Source organism: Terrabacter sp. Root85 (genome assembly GCF_001429185.1).
In the GTDB taxonomy this organism is placed as follows: Bacteria; Actinomycetota; Actinomycetes; order Actinomycetales; family Dermatophilaceae; genus Terrabacter.
In genome coordinates, this window is record NZ_LMIW01000014.1 from 47572 (window position 1) to 64521 (window position 16950).

General features: G+C 72.3%; 12 protein-coding genes. 6 read left to right on the forward strand and 6 right to left on the reverse strand.

Annotated elements, in window-relative coordinates; genetic code table 11:
* Positions 1-7: 7 nt before the first annotated feature.
* Together ASE25_RS20845 and ASE25_RS20850 are read left to right on the forward strand one after the other, a co-directional pair.
* Entirely contained in the window at positions 8-1240 is a 1233-nt protein-coding gene (locus ASE25_RS20845; RefSeq protein ID WP_056776153.1) for an McrC family protein, read from the forward strand.
* Between the two features lie 174 nt (positions 1241-1414).
* Entirely contained in the window at positions 1415-2002 is a 588-nt protein-coding gene (locus tag ASE25_RS20850; protein ID WP_082619794.1) for a DoxX family protein, read from the forward strand.
* A gap of 203 nt (positions 2003-2205) precedes the next feature.
* Here ASE25_RS20850 and ASE25_RS20855 read toward each other — a convergent pair whose 3' ends face one another.
* The gene (locus ASE25_RS20855) at positions 2206-6171 is read right to left on the reverse strand and encodes a S8 family serine peptidase (protein ID WP_162260628.1); all 3966 of its coding nucleotides are present in this window, start codon (positions 6169-6171) and stop codon (positions 2206-2208) included.
* Positions 6172-6414: 243 nt separating this feature from the next.
* Here ASE25_RS20855 and ASE25_RS20860 point away from each other — a divergent pair, with 243 nt between their 5' ends.
* Positions 6415-9765: a TM0106 family RecB-like putative nuclease gene (locus ASE25_RS20860; protein WP_056827266.1), complete on the forward strand. Its 3351-nt coding sequence runs from the start codon at positions 6415-6417 to the stop codon at positions 9763-9765.
* 73 nt (positions 9766-9838) lie between these two features.
* Here ASE25_RS20860 and ASE25_RS20865 read toward each other — a convergent pair whose 3' ends face one another.
* Both ASE25_RS20865 and ASE25_RS20870 read right to left on the reverse strand, forming a co-directional pair.
* Positions 9839-10294: a hypothetical protein gene (locus ASE25_RS20865; RefSeq protein ID WP_056776157.1), complete on the reverse strand. Its 456-nt coding sequence runs from the start codon at positions 10292-10294 to the stop codon at positions 9839-9841.
* Positions 10295-10326: 32 nt separating this feature from the next.
* Positions 10327-11772 carry an ADP-ribosylglycohydrolase family protein gene (locus ASE25_RS20870; protein WP_056827267.1) on the reverse strand — a complete coding sequence of 482 codons (1446 nt, stop codon included), beginning with the start codon at positions 11770-11772 and terminating at the stop codon, positions 10327-10329.
* Between the two features lie 155 nt (positions 11773-11927).
* Between ASE25_RS20870 and ASE25_RS20875 the strand changes: the two genes are divergently transcribed.
* The 3 genes from ASE25_RS20875 to ASE25_RS20885 are packed head-to-tail and all read left to right on the forward strand — an operon-like array spanning position 11928 to position 14031.
* A complete protein-coding gene (locus tag ASE25_RS20875) occupies positions 11928-12290 on the forward strand; it encodes a hypothetical protein (protein ID WP_056776161.1) in 363 nt (120 codons plus the stop codon).
* A complete protein-coding gene (locus ASE25_RS20880) occupies positions 12283-12765 on the forward strand; it encodes a hypothetical protein (protein WP_056827268.1) in 483 nt (160 codons plus the stop codon). The genes ASE25_RS20875 and ASE25_RS20880 overlap by 8 nt, the downstream gene beginning before the upstream one ends.
* 24 nt (positions 12766-12789) lie before the next feature.
* The gene (locus ASE25_RS20885; RefSeq protein WP_056776164.1) at positions 12790-14031 is read left to right on the forward strand and encodes a peptidoglycan bridge formation glycyltransferase FemA/FemB family protein; all 1242 of its coding nucleotides are present in this window, start codon (positions 12790-12792) and stop codon (positions 14029-14031) included.
* A 35-nt stretch (positions 14032-14066) separates the two neighbouring features.
* On the opposite strand, the gene ASE25_RS20890 is transcribed toward ASE25_RS20885, so the two are convergent.
* The 3 genes from ASE25_RS20890 to ASE25_RS20900 all read right to left on the reverse strand — a co-directional run bounded on the left by ASE25_RS20890 (position 14067) and on the right by ASE25_RS20900 (position 16821).
* Positions 14067-15044 carry a hypothetical protein gene (locus tag ASE25_RS20890; protein WP_056827269.1) on the reverse strand — a complete coding sequence of 326 codons (978 nt, stop codon included), beginning with the start codon at positions 15042-15044 and terminating at the stop codon, positions 14067-14069.
* Positions 15045-15108: 64 nt separating this feature from the next.
* Positions 15109-15915 (reverse strand): hypothetical protein, encoded by an 807-nt coding sequence (locus tag ASE25_RS20895; protein ID WP_056827270.1) that lies wholly within the window; start codon positions 15913-15915, stop codon positions 15109-15111.
* Between the two features lie 207 nt (positions 15916-16122).
* Positions 16123-16821 carry a DUF4232 domain-containing protein gene (locus ASE25_RS20900; protein WP_082623026.1) on the reverse strand — a complete coding sequence of 233 codons (699 nt, stop codon included), beginning with the start codon at positions 16819-16821 and terminating at the stop codon, positions 16123-16125.
* Positions 16822-16950: the final 129 nt, after the last annotated feature.

Consider the following 16950-nt stretch of genomic DNA (forward strand, 5'->3'; position numbering starts at 1 on the left):
TCATCCGATGACCATCGAGCTGGCCCCGATCCCCGAGCACGGACGCTCGGGTCCGGTCCGGCTGTCCCGGGAGACCCGAGCGGCTCTCGTCGCGGCGGCGGGGGAGCGGCTCGTCATCCACGCGACCGCCGACCCCGACGTCGTCACGATCGGTGCGACGAGCTGGGTCGGGGCGCTCGCCGTGCCCGGCCTCGTCGTGCGCGTCACGCCGAAGGTGTCGGTCACGAACTTCTTCGCGATGCTCGGCGCGGGCGTCTCGCCCGACGCGTTCGACCACGAGCACGTGACGTGGAGCGACACCGACGAGCTCATCGACGGCGTCGCGTACTTCGCGATCCGGCTCATCGACTCGTCGACGATGCGCGGTCTCGTGCACGGCTACGTCCCGCGCGAGGAGCGGATGCGGACCATCCGGGGGCGGCTGCTCGTCGAGGAGTTCGCGCGCCGGCCGTGGAGCGCTGCCGAGCCGCAGTGCCGCTTCGACGACTTCACGGCCGACATCGTCGAGAACCAGCTCTTCCGCTGCACCCTGCAGGCGATGCTGTCGTGGCCCCAGCTCGCGCCGCACGTCCGCCGAGAGGCCCTGCGCGTGCTCGGCCGCTTCGACGGCGTCGCCGACACCCCGGCGACGAGGCACGCGGCACCGCTGCCCATCACGCGGCTCAACGAGCACTACGAGGACGCGATGCGGCTCAGTCGCCTTGTCCTGCAAGCGATGTCGCTGAGCCACGAAGCCGGTGACCAGCAGGCCAACAGCCTCATGGTCGACATGGACGACCTCTTCCAGCGCTGGATCGCCCAGGAGCTGGACCTGCGCCTCGCCCCGCAGATGCGCATCGAGCGCGACGAGGACGTCTGGCTCGACGAGGGCCGGGCCGTCACGATGGCCCCCGACCTCGTCGTGCGCCGCGGCAGCGAGGTCGTCCTCGTCGGCGACGCGAAGTACTCGATGGGCGCCGACGGCTACATGGCCTCGCGCGACTACCTCGAGCTCGTCGCCTACACGACGGCCATGGGCCTGCCGACGGGCCTGCTCATCCACTGCAACAGCGACCGAGCGCCGGAGTCGGAGATCGTCATCCGCAACGCGGGCACGCGGATCCTCTGCCGTCCGATCCGTCTCGACGGGTCGTATGCCGCCGTGTGCCGTTCGCTCGACGCGCTCGCTGAGCTGGTGCGCGAGCTCGCTGACGCCCCAGGGGAGCTCGAGGTCCCCACCCTCATCCGCTCGCGCCGCTGACGCGGCGGAGCGTCGGCTCTCGGAGCGGATCGCCGCGCTCTCCGGAGCCCGGGCGCCCCGGTGTCCGGCAGATCACACCCCGATGGGGGAGCGTTGTGGACCGGCCACTACTACGCTGTGTAGTACCGACAGAGAAGCTGCCGGAACACACACCGAGTTCTGGAGTTGAGTTCCATGGGCACCATCCCGCGCGACACGCACACCGAAGGTAGTGCGCCGGTCACCACGCACGACCCCACCAAGGGCGTCGTCACCTTCCAGGAGGAGGTGGTCCGCTCGGCCGTTGCCCGTAAGTTCCTCGCTGGTCTGCGCATCGTGCTCGGCTTCACCTTCCTCTGGCCCTTCATGGACAAGCTGTTCGGGCTCGGCTACATGACCCCGTCGGCCAAGGCCTGGATCCACGGCGGCACGCCCGCCCAGGGCTTCATGAAGCACGCCGAGGGCCCGTTCGCCTCCTTCTTCAAGAACATCGCCGGCCCGTGGGCCGACTGGCTGTTCATGGCCGGCCTCCTCGGCATCGGCATCGCTCTCCTCGCCGGCGCCGGCCTCAAGATCGCCGCCTGGACCGCTGCACTCCTCCTGGCGCTGATGTACCTCGCCGAGTTCCCCCTCGGCACGACCGGCGTCTACACGAACCCGCTCATCGACAGCCACTGGATCGAGGCACTGGGCGTCGCGGTTCTCGCCACGACGCTCGCCGGGGACACCTGGGGCCTTGGCAAGTGGTGGGGCCGCCACGTCGGTAACGGCCTCCTGCGGTGAGTCGGGTCGGTGGCCGCGTCCCTGACCCGGCCACCAGCACGGGCCCTCGGGCCCGAGCAGCAAGGCGGCCTCCTCGGAGGGCCGCCTTCCTGCTGCGTGCGGCAGACCCGGGCGGACCGACCCACGGTCGCGGGGACAGACGTATGCCGCCCGGCCGAGGCGGCCGGACGGCATACGTCGTCGGGATGGTGCGCGGTGACCGCTCAGCTCACGCGCAGGGTGACCGCCGTGGACGTCGAGGGGACGTAGGCGCCAGAGCCGTTGTACGTCGCCTTGACGGAGTGCGTCCCGCGCGAGAGGACGGGCGCCCACAGCGTTGCCTTGCCCTTGCTCACCGTCGAGGTGCCGAGCACGCGCGAGCCGTCACGGAAGGTGACGGTGCCCGTGGCCGAGCTCGGCGAGAGGGTCGCAGTGAGCACCGGCCGTCCGCCGTAGCGGTAGGCGCTGCTGCTCGACGAGAGGCTCGTGCGGCTCGACAGCCCCTTGACGGTGACGACGGCGGACGCCGACGTGCTGCCGGCGAGCTTCGCGTCACCGTTGTAGCGCGCGGTGAACGCGTGGGCGCCGCGGCCGAGGCTGCTGCTGAGTGGCAGGACCGCCTTGCCGCCGCTGAGCGACACCGTGCGCACGACCTTGCCGCTCAGGATGAACGTGACGGTGCCCGTCGCGGTGGACGGGGACACGGTCGCCGTGAGCGTCGAGTGCCCGCCATACGTGTAGCTGGACGGGCTGGCCGTCAGCTTCGTGGTCGACGTCGTGCGCACCGTGACGACCTTGGCCCGGGAGCCGTCGGTGTTGAGGTGGTGCAGCAGGAGCAGACCCTGCGGCTTGTCGACAGCGGCGGAGGCCTCGTCACGTCGGACCTCGAGCTTCTCGCCGGGGAGGTCGCTGTTGAGGAGGGTGCCGAAGTCCCCGTAGGCCGACAGGCCGGGGGACGCGAGGCTGATCGTCATCGGCTTGGCGGCCGAGCCGACGGCGTCGACGGCGGAGCCCTGGGCGAGCGAGCTGACCCAGTAGCGGACCTTCGGTGCGGCACCCGTCACGAGGCCGGCGTTCTGGAGGACCTCGACCGAGACGGGCATGACGAGCGAGTCGCTGTTGAAGACGTTCGTGTCGAACGACCCGTCGACCCCGTTGACGAGCTCCTGGTCGAGCACGTCACCGAAGCCGGCACCCGGCCGCAGGTCGACGAGCTCGGCCACGAAGTAGTCGTAGTCGTCGGTCGTCGACAGCCGCGTGTTGTAGACCGCGGCGTCGGCCGTGCCGTCGGCGTTCGTGTCGAGGAAGACGTCGAACTCCGTGGACGTGGCAGGCGTGCGCCACGGGCCGTGGGTGTTGATGCCGAAGGTCAGCATCGACGTGGCGAGACCGAACACGGGTGCGTCGGTGGCCGCACCGACGTAGCGCAGGTCGGCCCCACGGTCGTCGGCGGTTGCGTTGCAGTCGACGACGCGGGTCGACGAGCAGTCAGCGCGGCGCGGGCTCGTGCCCTGCAGCTCGAACGTCGAGACCGTCGAGACGTACGACGTGGTGTCGGTGCCCTGGTCGATGGCGGTGCCCGTGAGCGGCAGCATCGAGGTGGCGATGCCCGCCGGGAGGCCGGACTGCTTGGTCACCGTCGTGCTCGAGGGCGACGACATCGTCGATGCCGCGCGCGGAGCGGACCAGACCGGCACACGCAGCGTGCCACCGGACGTGCCCTGGACCGGCTCGAGCAGCATGCGGCCGCTCGCGTCGGCGCGGTAGCTGCGCTGGATGCCGATCTCGAGCGGGTCGGCCACGGTCGTCGGGTCGGCGACGGCCCGCAGCGCCGAACGCGTGAAGGTCGCCGTGACCAAGACGTCGACCGAGCCGTTGCCCGGGACGCGGACCTGCGACGGGCTGAAGGAGTACGTCACACCCGGCGTCGGGTGGGCGGCGTCGTAGGACAGGACGTAGGCCGCCGACGTGACCGGGCGCTTGTTGACGATGCGCACGGTCTTCGTCAGGGTCTGCGTCGGGGCGGTCACCGCGACGGGACCGAACGAGACGCTCACGGCGCCCTTGTCGTCGGTGACGTACGCGAGCGTGCTCGTGCCGACGGCCGCGTCGGCGACGACGCGACCGGCGCCCACCCGCTCGGGACCGTAGACGTCGCCCGTGTGGTCGGGACCGACGAAGACGTCCTGGGTCGCGGTGTTCATGATCGAGGCCTTGACCTCCTCGACCGTCCACGTCGGGTGCGAGCCGCGCACGAGCGCGGCCTCACCGGCCACGTGCGGCGACGCCATCGAGGTGCCGCTCTCGGCGATGCCCTCGTTGCCCGTGCCGACGGCAGCCGAGAAGGTCGTGACACCGGGAGCCGCGACGTCGGGCTTGACGCCACCGGCCACCCCGACGCCTCGCGACGAGAAGCCGGCGAGCTGGTCGATCGCCTTGGGGTTGCGGATGGAGACGCCGTTGCGGAGGTCGTTCGTCATCGTGACGCGGACCTCGTTGGACGCGTCGAGCTGCGCCTTGATGGCCACGGTCGCCTGGTTGACGGTGAGCATCGCGGGGATGTCGGCGTCGCCGGTGACACCGGCCGAGAAGGCATTGACGTCGCTGCCGTAGATGACGCCGACGGCGCCCGCGTCCTGCGCGAGCTGGGCGCGCGCGGCCGAGCCGCAGCGACGACCGGTGCCGTCGAGCCACATCTGCAGGACGACCTTGCCGGTCACCTTGGCCTGGTCTGCCAAGGAGTAGGGCCAGCAGCCGTCGGTGTTGTTGCCGGCGTTGGGGTCTTGCGACCAGTCACCGACGGTGACGACCGGGACGTTCGTGACGCCGGGCTCGGCGGTCCAGTCGTAGGCGACCGACTTGAGAGCGGCGAAGACGTTGTCCTGGGTGCCGTCGACCGTGTCGGCCGGCTCGATGCCGGCGGGGGAGTCGACCTTGAGGCCGTCGACGACGTCGTTGCCGTCGTCGGACGCGGCGACCGCGAGCACGCGCGGCGCGTTGCCCGGGGAGCCGCCGACCTCGTAGACGTCGCCGGAGTTGCCCATGGAGGCGACGACGACGGTGCCGAGCGCGGCGAGGTTGTTCGCGGCGACGGCGTCGGGGTCCTGGGGCGAGCCGTAGGAGCTGCCGAGCGACATGTTGACGACGTCGAGGCGGTCGGACAGGTCGCCGTCGCCGTTGGGGTCAGCCGCCCAGTCGAGCGCCTCCCCGACGACGTTGGTCGAGCCGTCGCAGCCGAAGACCTTGAGGGCGTAGAGGCTCGCCTCGGGGGCGACGCCGGGGCCGATGTCGAGGCTGGCCGGGTCGATGTCCGACGCGTAGCCACCGGACCACGTCGTGCCGTCGGACGCGACGCCGAGACCGGCGGTCGTGCCCGCGACGTGCGAGCCGTGGCCGTTGCAGTCGAGCGGGTTGGGGTCGGGCTGCGGGTTCGGGTCGTAGGTGTCCGAGGTCGGGTCGGCATTGTAGGCGTCGCCCGCGAAGTCGTAGCCGCCGACGACCTTGGCGGTCGGCGTGAAGGTGTTGGAGGCGCCGGCCGCGGTGAATGCGTCGACCGTGCCGGGGCCGTCGAAGTCGGCGTGGGTGTAGTCGATGCCGGTGTCGATGATGCCGACGCGGACGCCCTTGCCCGTCTGCGACAGCGCCTTCCACACCTTCGGCGCGCCGATGAGCGGCACGGAGGAGGAGTTGGTCGGTGCCTTGGGCGTCAGTCGGTGGATCGCCTTGACGCCGGGGATGCCCGCGAGGGCGGTGAGCTTCGCGGCGTCCGTGCGAACCGCGATGCCGGCGTATGCCGCGTGCACCTTGTAGAGCGTCCGTGCCTTCGTCGCCGTGGCGGCGAAACGGGACTCGACGCCCTTCTGGGCTGCCTTGACCGCCGAGGTCTGGGTGCGCGCCGCGCTCTTGGCGGCAGCGAGGCCGCGCCCGCGGGCCTGACCGAACGCCGTCGTCGCGGGTGCGGCGTCGAGCTCGATCATGACGTCGACGGGGCCGGTGGCCTTGCGCAGGCCGGCGTCCACCTTGTCGCCCGCGGCCACGCGCTGCGTGCCGAGGCCGAGGGAGCCGGCGCTCGTGACACCATCGGGAACCGAGGCGTTGCTGCGGTGCTTGACGGACGGGTCAGGGCTCGCCGACACCGGCGTGGCCCCGAGGGTGGTGGCGGCCAGGGCCGCGATGGCTCCTGCACTCACCGAGCTCATCACGCCACGGCGCGAGCGCCATGGTCCCCGAGTGTTGTCGGACAACGGATCCTCCTTGCGTGGCTCCATTCGCCCGCGATGCGCCTGCGCACCGCGTGCGCAGGGACGCTCGCCCCCGAACTTGCCTGCCACGCCGGATGCAACCTATCCCCGTTCGAGCCGTTCCGGCGCGTTCCGGGCAAACTGATTCGCGGGGTGTCGAGGGTGTCGGTGCCGGACGGCATACTCGGCGCCATGCAGCGCATCGACGGTCACCTCGTCCTGAGCCCCACGGACCTGACGAAGCACGTGGCCTGTGCGCACATCACGACGCTCGACCTCGAGGCTCTCGACGCCCGCCCCGGGACGAGTGCCGGGACCAGCCGCAGGGCGAGCGGCGCCGACGACTCGCTCAACCTCGTCTTCGCCAAGGGGCTCGAGCACGAGCGCGCCTATCTCGAGCGTCTCGTCGCCGAGGGGCGCGTCGTCGAGGACATCGCGGCCCTTGGGGTGCGGGGTGTCGAGGCCGAGGCGGCGACGCTCGACGCCATGCGCCGGGGTGTCGACGTCATCTACCAGGCGACGTTCTTCGACGGGCACTGGGTGGGGCTCGCCGACTTCCTGCTGCGCGTCGACGAGCCGAGCGACCTCGGCCCGTGGCGCTACGACATCGCCGACACCAAGCTGGCGCGGCGGCTCAAGGTCCCAGCGCTGCTCCAGATGGCGACGTATGCCGCCCGGCTCGAGCTGCTCCAGGGCGTCCCGCCGCAGTGGCTGACCGTCGTCACCGGCGACACCGAGTCGCACCCGTGGCGGCTCGTCGACGTGGCCCCCTACGCCCGCCGTCGGCGCGCCGAGCTGCTCGACGCCATCGCCAACCCGCGCGAGACGGAGTCCGCGCGCGTCCAGCACTGCGGTCAGTGCCGGTGGAAGGAGCGGTGTGCGCAGGAGTGGCTCGACCGCGACGACCTCATCCAGGTCGCGGGCATGCGCGCCGACCACCGCGCCGCGCTCATCGACCTCGGCATCCCGACGCTTCGTTCGCTGGCCGAGTCCAGCGAGGAGCGGCTGGCCCCGGCCCTGTCCATCGCGACCCGGCGTCGGTTGCTCCAGCAGGCCAGGCTCCAGCTCGCCGAGCGCGAGACCGGGCGGGCGCAGTTCGAGCTCCTCGACCCCGAGCCGGCCCGGGGGCTGCAGATGCTGCCCGAGCCCGACGAGGGCGACGTCTACCTCGACTTCGAGGGCGACCCGTGGGCCGAGGGCGGTACGGGGCGCGAGTACCTCGCGGGCATCTGGACGCGGCAAGGGGAGTTCGTCGAGTTCTGGGCGCACGACTTCGCCGAGGAGGGGCGCCTGACGACCGACCTCGTCGACTGGCTGACGGAGCGGTGGCAGCGCTTTCCCGACCTCCACGTCTACCACTACGCGCCCTACGAGACGACGGCTCTCAAGAGGCTCGTCGGCCAGCACGCGACGCGCGAGGCCGAGCTCGACCAGCTGTTGCGCCACGAGGTCTTCGTCGACCTCTACGCCGTCGTGCGCCAGGGCGTGCGCATCAGCAAGGGCTCCTACTCCATCAAGAAGCTCGAGGAGTTCTACTGGGGCCACACGCGATCCGCCGACGGCGCGGGTGTCGCCGACGGTCTCTCGTCCGTCGTCGAATACGAACGCTGGCTCGCCGGTCGCGACGACGGGTCGGCCGACCAGGCGATCCTCGACGACATCCGGCGCTACAACGAGGAGGACGTCCGCTCGACGCTGGCGCTGCACGAGTGGCTCGAGGAGCGACGCGCCGAGCTCGCACGCGCGGGGCACACGCTGGGCCGGCCGGTGCCCGAGCCGCTGCGCGAGGTCAGCGACGAGGAGCGTGCCGAGATCGCGCTCTCCGAGCGCCTGGTCGCCGACGGCCACCTGCTCCTCGCCGGACTCGTCGGGTGGCACCGGCGCGAGAAGCGCCCGGAGTGGTGGGACTTCTTCCGCTACAAGGAGCTCGAGACGGCCGAGCTCGTCGAGGACGGCACCGCCATCGGCGACCTCGGTGAGCCCGAGGAGATGCGGGTCGTCAAGCTCTCCAAGGTCTGGCGGTACCCCTTTCCGCCCCAGGACTGCAAGGTGTCGGTCGGCAAGTACGTCCCCGACGTCGACACCCACGCACCGGTCGGCAAGGTCGTCGACCTCGACCCGGTCGAGGGCTGGGTCGAGCTGTCGATGAAGAAGTCGCTGGAGCCGCCACGTCCGCGCGGCCTCGGGGGACCCGGACCGGTCATGGACCAGGCGCTCCGGGCGAGCATCGCCCGCACCGGCGAGCTCGCGCTGGCCGGTGGGTCCAACCTCGCGACGCGGCTCGTCGAGCGGGTCGTCCCGGCCGCCGACCTGCTCGCGCCCCTTGCCGGAGAGTCGCCCAAGGACGTCGTCGTCCGCGTCGGTCGCGGCTTGCGCGGCGAGATCCTGGCCGTCCAGGGGCCCCCCGGCACCGGCAAGACGTATGCCGGGTCGGCGCTTATCCGCGAGCTGCTCGACGCCGGCCTGCGCGTCGGCGTCACCGCGCAGTCTCATGCGGTCGTGCTCAACCTCCTCGACGAGGTGGCCCGTCCTGCCTGGCACAAGGACGGCACCAACGTCGAGGAAGGCGACGAGCCGGACGACCCGAACGCCCTCATCCGCCACACGTCCGACAACGCCGCCATCGCGGCTGCGCTCGCGAGCGGAGAGGCGACCCTCGTCGGGGGCACCGCCTGGCTGTGGTCGCGCGACGACATGGTCGATGCCGTCGACGTGCTCGTCATCGACGAGGCCGGCCAGTTCTCGCTCGCCAACGCCGTGGCCGTGGCCCCGGCCGCGCGCTCGCTCGTCCTGCTCGGAGACCCGCAACAGCTGACCCAGCCGACCAAGGCGGTCCATCCCTACGGCTCCGGTGTCTCTGCGCTCGACCACCTCCGCGCCGGTGACGACGGGCTCGTCCACGACGTCATCCCTGCCGAGCGCGGTGTCTTCCTCGACCGCACGCACCGGATGCACCCGAGCCTGACGGCGTTCGTGTCGGAGCTCGCCTACGAGGGCCGGCTCGAATCGGCGCCGGGGCGCGAGCAGCTCCGCGTCGAGGCGCCCGGCGCCCTGTCGGGTGAGGGGCTGCGCTGGGCTCCCGTCGAGCACGACACGCTGTGCGAACAGTCGAGCCGCCAGGAGGGCCGGGTCGTCCGTGCCCTCGTCGACGACCTGCTCCGCGGCAGCTGGACCACGGCGGACGGCGACTCGCGTCCGATCGGTCTTGCCGACGTCCTCGTCGTCGCGCCCTACAACGCGCACGTCGCCACCCTCGCGGCCGAGCTGCCCGACGGCGCTCGGGTCGGCACGGTCGACAAGTTCCAGGGCCAGCAGGGCGCCGTCGTCATCTACTCGATGGCGAGCACCACGGCGGCCCTCGCGCCCCGCGGCGTCTCGTTCCTCTACGACCTGCACCGGCTCAACGTCGCGATCTCCCGCGCCAAGGCGATGGCGGTCATCGTGGGCAGCCCCCTGCTCACCGACGCCGAGGTCCACACACCGGAGGAGCTGCGCGCCGTCAACGCGCTGTGCCGCTACGTCGACGAGGCCAAGACCGTCTGAGCCGGGACTCGCCGGCCGGGCGCCGCTCGGTGATGGCCCGCGTCGACCGCAGCGGCCCGCGCCGGTCCGGGCGTCAGTTTCGGCGGGGGAGCGACGCGAGGTCCTTCTCGACGACCTCGCGGTCCTCCGGGTCGTCCATCGTGGCAAGCACCTCACGGGCCTCGGCCTCGAAGCGCTCGGCGGCATCGAAGTCGCCGCCGACCGCGGCCGCCCTCGCGGACGCCTCGAGGGCGGCCGCGAGGTCCCAGCGCTCGCCGGCCCCACCGCGCGCGATGGTGACGTACCGCCCCGCGTGGTAGGCAGCGGCATCAGGCTGTCCGAGCACGGCATGCACGCGGGAGACGAGCCAGTGACCCCGGCCCCTGTTCTCCGGCCGCACCCCCTCGAACCTGCCCCAGTGGTACAGCGAGGCATGGGCGCGAGCCAGCATCTCGTCGTCGTCCTCCGGCGACCGGTCGGTCTGCTCGAGCAGCTCCCACGTCGCGTTGTAGAGGTCCACGCCGAGGCGGCGGTGGTCGATCTCGCTCATGGCGGCACTGTAGACCGCAGCCTGGTCCGGGTTCAGGCGCCGTGGGCGGCGACGTCCCAGAGCCGTCCCTCCCCGCGGATGCCCGGCAAGGCCTCCCGGATCGACCGCTCGGCGAGCTCGGGAGCGACACCGAGGTCGACGGCATACCGCAGCGCCACCGCCGGGGTGCGCTGGACGCCCTGACGGCAGTGCACGAGCACCCGCTTGCCCTCGGCGCGGAACTGTCGCAGTGCCGACGAGGCGTCGTCGAGGACGAAGTCGAGGTGAGGGTTGCTCTCCTCCTGCTCCTCGTCGTTGATCCAGAACTCGATGTGGTCGCGTGCCGTCATGCCGGCGGCGGGGATGTCGTCCAGGCCGAGCGCGCACAGGGAGACGATCGCCTGCACGTCGAGCTCGGGCACGCGTCCGAGGTCAGTGATGGTGCCCAGCACGATGTCGGGGTCGATGGGGTGCGGGATGCCCAGTGTCGGGATCCGCGCGTCGCCCATCGAGGCGACCGACGGCCACTCGCCGACACGACGTCCGCCTTCCGAGGTCGAGACGGCGAGCTCGACGAGGTCGTGGGCGCGCAGCCCCGGCCACCCGTGCACCATGCGCCGCCACTGGGTCGGCACCGCCGACGCGCCGTAGCGGGCGCCGAGCAGCGAGCCCGCGATGGCGGCGACGGTGTCGGTGTCGTGTCCCGCCCGGACGGCAGCCTGCAGCCCCCGCTGGAGGTGCATCGCCGAGCCGTCGCCGCGGTCGGTCGTCGTGATCGCGGCCCAGGCGTCCTGCAGCGCCGTCACGGTGAAGCCGTTGTTGCCGAACTGCCCCGGCTCGGCGCCGGTCGCCGCCTCGATCCAGTCGCCCCAGCGTCCGACGTGCGGCGCGCTCACGAGGTCGAGACCGGCCGCGAGGTCGAGACGCCCCTCGGTGACGGCGACCCGGATCGCCTCCGACCACAGCACCGCCGAGTCACCGGCGAGCGGGTCGGCGTGGGTGAGCAGGGCGATGGCTCGGGCGGCGCGGGCCGTCGCGTCGCGGTCGTCGAGGGCCGACAGGCCGACGATGGGGGTCCGCATCAGCGCGCCGTTGCCGGCGGTCAGCCCGGTGCGGGCGTGCAGTGCCTCGCTCGCCCGGGTCAGGCGTTCGTGCGAGCGTCCGGTCAGCTCCTTCGCCTCCGTCAGCACCGAGCGCGTCTGGATGCCGACGTCCGTGGCGCCGCCGTCGAGCCAGGCCGTGAAGGCATCGGCGACGCCGTCGAGGCCCTCGGGCGAGGTGAGGTCGATGCCCTGGGCGGCGATGCGCGCCACACAGAGCGTCATCTGGGTGTCATCGCTCCATTCGCCGGGCTCGTACGGCCCGAGGCCACCACCCTTCATGACCGCCTCGCCGACCGGGGGCGCCGCCATCTCGTACGGCACGCCGAGTGCGTCGCCGCAGGCCTCGCCGAGCAGCACCCCCGCCGCGCGGTCGACGGCGATGGGGCGGATCGACACGACGGCTCCTCCTGGACGGTGTGGACGCTCGGGCGCCCGGGGACGTGGGGTGGTGCTTCGGGACGAAACTACCGTCCGCGCCGGCCCGGTCGACGGTCCGGTCCAACCCTCGATGCCGCGTCGGGGAGCACGGACCGACGCCGTAGGCTTCTCGCGTGCTCCAACCCCTGACCGTCGTGCTGCTCGTCGCAAGCGGCCTGCTCGGCCTGCTGGCCGCCCACCACCTGCTCCGGGGCCGTCTCGTCGACGACCCGCTCATCATCGTCGGTGCCGTCATCGAGCTCGCGCTCGTCGTGCAGCTCGTCGTGGGGCTCACGAAGGCGTCCGCGATCGGCGACGGCGCCGAGCGGGCCACCTTCATCGCCTACCTCTTCACCGTCCTGCTCGTCATCCCGGCCACGATCGTCATCGCCGTCAAGGAGAAGACGCAGTGGGCCATGGCCGTCGTCCTCGGTGGCGCCCTCGTCGTGGCGATCCTCGTCGCCCGCCTGCAGCAGGTCTGGAGCCTCAATGTCTGAGCCGGCGCCCACCCCCGAGGCCTCGTCGGAGCAGCCGGACACGGAGCGGCCGCACACCGGGCACGGCTTCGGCCGCGTGCTCGTCGCCGTCTACGGCCTGCTCGCCCTCGCAGCGACCGGGCGCTCGATCCTGCAGATCACCGAGTACTTCGACCGGGCACCAGTCCCGTTCCTGCTGTCGGCGCTCGCGGCGCTCATCTACCTCGTCGCGACCATCGGTCTGGCCCGCGGCGACCGTGCATCCGTACGCCTCGCGACCATCGCCCTCACGGTCGAGCTCGTGGGCGTGCTCGTGGTCGGGACCTGGAGCGTCGCGCGACCCGAGGCCTTCCCCGAGAAGACCGTCTGGTCACACTTCGGCGCAGGCTACGGCTACGTCCCTCTCGTGCTGCCGCTCGTCGGCCTCTGGTGGATCCGTCGCACGGCCCGGGCTACCGCCGCCTCCGATGAGGAGGTGGCGCGGTCGGCGGACTGACGCGCCGCCGATAGGGTTGCGGCCATGACCGAGCAGACCCCTGCCCCTGCGCCGACGACGCAGGCGACCCTTGTCGCCGGCCCGCTGACGGTGCGCGAGATCAGCGCCGACGAGGCCGTCGAGACACTTCTCGAGGTCGGGGGCAGCTTCCTCCAGACGCCTGCCTGGGGACGGGCGAAGGCAGGCTGGCGGCGCACGCACCTCGGCTGGTTCGACGCCTCGGGGGCCCGCGTCGGGGCCGGCCTCGTCCTCTCGCGCACCATCCCGCGCCTCTCCCGGTCCTACGCCTACCTGCCCGAGGGTCCGGGGCTGCCGTGGGACGTCGTGGCGACCGACCCGGCGGCGTGGCTCGACCCGCTCGTCGCCTGGGCCAAGGCCAACAAGGCGTTCGCGCTCCGGCTCGGCTACCCCGTCGTCTCCCGCGTCTGGGACCGCGAGCCGGTCAAGAAGCAGGTCGTCGACAACGGCCTGCTCAGCTTCACCACCCTGCCCGCGGCGGTCGACAACCCGACGGCCCGCACCCTCGAGGCCTGGCTCGACCGCAACCACTGGCTCCCGCTCGGCGCCGACGGTGTCGCGGTGGGTCAGCCCCGCCTGCTCTGCATCGTCGACCTGCGTGGCCGCTCCGACGCCGAGCTGCTCAAGGGCATGAACCAGCAGTGGCGCCGCAACGTCAAGAAGGCCGAGAAGGCCGGCGTCCAGGTGCGCGCGGTCGGGCCCGAGGGGCTCGACACCTTCCACGCCCTCTACGTCGAGTCGGCCGACCGAGACAACTTCCTGCCCCGACCCAAGGCGTACTTCGACGTCATGGCGCGCTCGTTCGCGTCGGACGGCACGGACGGTGACGGTCCCGTGTCGGCGCGCTTCTACGAGGCCCACGTCGACGGCGACGTGCTCGCCTCGGCGTTGATGATCCGCTTCGGTCGCACGTTCTCCTACCTCTACGGCGGGTCGACCGAGCGCAACCGCGACGCACGAGCCTCCAACGCCCTGCAGTGGCAGGCGATGCGTGACGCCGCCGCGGCCGGGTGCGAGTCCTACGACTTCAGGGGGTTCAACACCTCCCTCGGTGCCACGAGCCCCCTCACCGGCCTGCTCCTCTTCAAGCTCGGCGCCGGCGCCGACGTCGTCGAGATGGTGGGAGAGCGCGAGCTCGTCATCAGCAGGTTCTGGCACCTCGCCTTCGAGAAGGCCATGGCTGCCCGGATCGCAATCAACAAGCGCCGCAAGGCGGCCCGCGCCTCGGCCGACGCCGCCGACATCTGACCGATCGACGCGGTAGGTGGCGCGCCGACCGCGGGTCAGCGTCGCTGGATGTCGAAGTACGGGCTGACGTAGCAGGTGGCATAGCCCTGCCCCTGCTGCGCCGTGACGACGATCCCGTCGACGAGCGCCCGGCACGACACGGCGCCGCGGACCCCTGACCCCGTCGGGTCGCTCGTGCGCACCCGGAGGCTGAAGTAGTCGTTGCTCGTCGCGCCCGGTCTGACCGGCACCTCGAAGGCGAGGGGCGCGGTCTGCGCGGGGTAGTCGTAGCGCTGGTGCGTCGCGTCCGAGAGGGACACCTCGATGCGGGCGCCCTTCTCGGCATACGCCTCGAAGCGGATCGTCCGCGCGTCCGCGGGAACGGGCGTCACGGGAACGGCCGGCACGGGGATGAGCGTGGGGGGAGAGGTCATGACGCCTCGGGTCGGGGTGGTCGCCTTCGCGGTCGCGCCGGGGGCCGACCGGGTCGGGCTGGCGCCGGGAACCAGGGGCGTGATCGTCGGGACCGGGAACGTCCTCGTCACGACGGGACGGTTGCGGGTGACGCTGACGGCGGGTCGGGCGACCGGGTCGAAATCGTCGACGGAGCTCATGGCCGCCCAGAAGCCGAGCGGGACGAGCATCCCGACGAGGATCGCCACGACGTGCCAGGCCTGGAGACGCCCGCCGAGCGAGCGTCCCGCGGCGCCGGGAAGGGTGACGGTGCGCAGCCGCTCGGTCATCGGCGGGGAGGCGGGTGCGGGAGGAGGCGGTGGCATCGGTGCGGGGTCCGCCCCCAACTTCTGCGGCACCCAGCTCGTCGCCGGCGGCCGCTCGAGGCCGAAGGTCGTGTCGTATGCCGTCACGTCCTGAGGCGTCCCGGTCGCCGTGGGCAGATCGGCCGGGTCAGCCGAACCGGCCGGGTCGAGACCGCGGGCACTCGTCGACCCGTCACGCGGGTCGGTCGGATCGGGGCCGACATCTCCCGTCGTGTCGCGGGTCGGGTCGGGCTCGAACGGCGGATTCTCAGACACGGGGTCCCCTCGTCTCGTGCGTGCGGCTGCCCAATCTAGTGCGGCCGACCATCCCTGACCTCGGTCACAGGGAGGGGCTGCAGACGACTTGGTGGTCCGACGTGTCGACGGCCACGAGCTGTCGGCCGGCGTAGACACGGCACTGGATCGTGCCCGGCCCGGTAAGGACCGTCGCCGTGACCTGCAGCTCGGACGGCCGGCTGTCGAGCGTGACCTTGGCGGCGTACGGGCCGAGCCCCTGGTGCCCGTCCAGGACGACACCGCCCCAGGTGATGTCGACGCCGGCGACGAGCCCCGCGCTGGGCGAGCTCGGCGTCGACACCACCTCGACGGTCAGCGAGGTGGCGTCCGCCGGCACCGGGGACACGTCCGGGGTCCCCCCGAGCAACGGGGCAAAGGCCGTCGAGGCGGTGACGTCACGGGCATGGACGCCGATCACGGATCCCGGGGCGTCACTGCTCCCGTCGGTCGTGCCGTCGAGCGTCCCGTCCATCGTGCTGTCGCAGTCGGGGATGCCGGGTTCCGCTCCGATGTCGGAGGTCCAGCACTCGTAGCTCTCGGTCGCGTCGTCGTGGTTCGAGAGACCGAGGAGCAGGGGCGGGATGAGGAAGAAGGCGGCCCATCCCGGCAGTCGTCGCCGGGGCGGTTGCCGGACCGGCGGGGTGGTGAGGACCGGCGGCACCGGGGCCTGCCACGAGGACGGCGTCGCTGACTCCGGAGCGGGGGCGGACGACCGAGGCGCCCACGCGTCCGGGGGCAGGGACGGTCCCGACGTGGCGGGGTCAGCGCTGGACACGTCGCCCGGGAAGGAGACGTGCCGGTCCCGCTGGGGGTCCGGGAGGGCCGGGCGCGGGTGGTCGGGGTCGGACAACGATGCCTCGCTTCAGACGGGTGGGACCACGGTAGGTCCTCGGGTGCCTCAGTCGTCGCACCTCTGACCGTCCCCGGCCTCGGCGCGTTCCGTGCGGCTGCCGGGTCCCGAGCCGGGAGGCTGACGGCGCAGGCTCAGCGGACGCCGCTCCGCGTCCGGTCGTTCACCGCGGCATCGACGGCCGGGGTCACCCCAGCTCGGTGGCGGTCAGTCGGCGCCGGGCCTCCAGCCACCGACCCGGATCTCGGTGCCGTCGACGATGTCGACGGGTGAGGTGGGGTCCAGCGGCACGGCCGCCGGTGACGACCCGTCGCTCACGACGATCGTCATCGACGCGGTCTGCTCGACGCCGGCGGCGGCGAGGTCGCCCCGCCACCCGAGGTCGAGGTGGGCGACGTCACCGGGATCGAGGGGCACCGTCTGCGCACTCGAGGTCTCCGCGTCGTGCAGGCGACCGCGAGGGTTGGCGAACACGGTCCCGGAGGGGCCGCGAGCGGACACCACGGCATACCCGGTGAGGACGCACGGCACCCGGCTGGAGTTGGTGACCCGCACCCGCATCTGCCGATAGCCCAGCGCGGGGTCGACCGGGCTCGCCGAGACGTCGAGCTGGCTCGGCTGGCACGGTCCGTCAGGGAAGAGCGGCGCCGCCGGGTCGACCGGACCCGTCGACGCACCGGCGGTCCGGCTGGGCGGCAGCACGAGCGGAGGCTCGGTGGGCAGGGCCGTCGGCGTCTGCTCGGTCTGGGCCGTGGTGGCCGGCGGGCTGGACGCGTCGAGGGAGGTGTCGGGTGGCGGGCTGGCGCAGCCGGCGACGAGAACGAAGGTCAACGCCAGCGTTGCGGCGGACACGACGGATCGGGCCGACGTCCTGCCTGCCTCCCCGTGCACGCCCGTCCCCCTCATGGCTCCACGCTAGGCGAGTCCACGGCGCCGTCGACCCGAGCCACACGAGTCCTCGACGAGGTCTTCACCCTCAGCACAGAGCGCGGGAGCGATATCCGTTCGGAGCCACCGCCGCCGCCCGCCTATCCT

Bases quoted from the DNA above. Each gene is read 5' to 3' on its own strand.
- ASE25_RS20865 (WP_056776157.1), bottom strand. From the start codon at position 10,294: ATGAGCGAGATCGACCACCGCCGCCTCGGCGTGGACCTCTACAACGCG.
- ASE25_RS20845 (WP_056776153.1), top strand. From the start codon at position 8: ATGACCATCGAGCTGGCCCCGATCCCCGAGCACGGACGCTCGGGTCCG.
- ASE25_RS20880 (WP_056827268.1), top strand. From the start codon at position 12,283: ATGTCTGAGCCGGCGCCCACCCCCGAGGCCTCGTCGGAGCAGCCGGAC.
- ASE25_RS20900 (WP_082623026.1), bottom strand. From the start codon at position 16,821: ATGAGGGGGACGGGCGTGCACGGGGAGGCAGGCAGGACGTCGGCCCGA.
- ASE25_RS20850 (WP_082619794.1), top strand. From the start codon at position 1,415: ATGGGCACCATCCCGCGCGACACGCACACCGAAGGTAGTGCGCCGGTC.
- ASE25_RS20885 (WP_056776164.1), top strand. From the start codon at position 12,790: ATGACCGAGCAGACCCCTGCCCCTGCGCCGACGACGCAGGCGACCCTT.
- ASE25_RS20860 (WP_056827266.1), top strand. From the start codon at position 6,415: ATGCAGCGCATCGACGGTCACCTCGTCCTGAGCCCCACGGACCTGACG.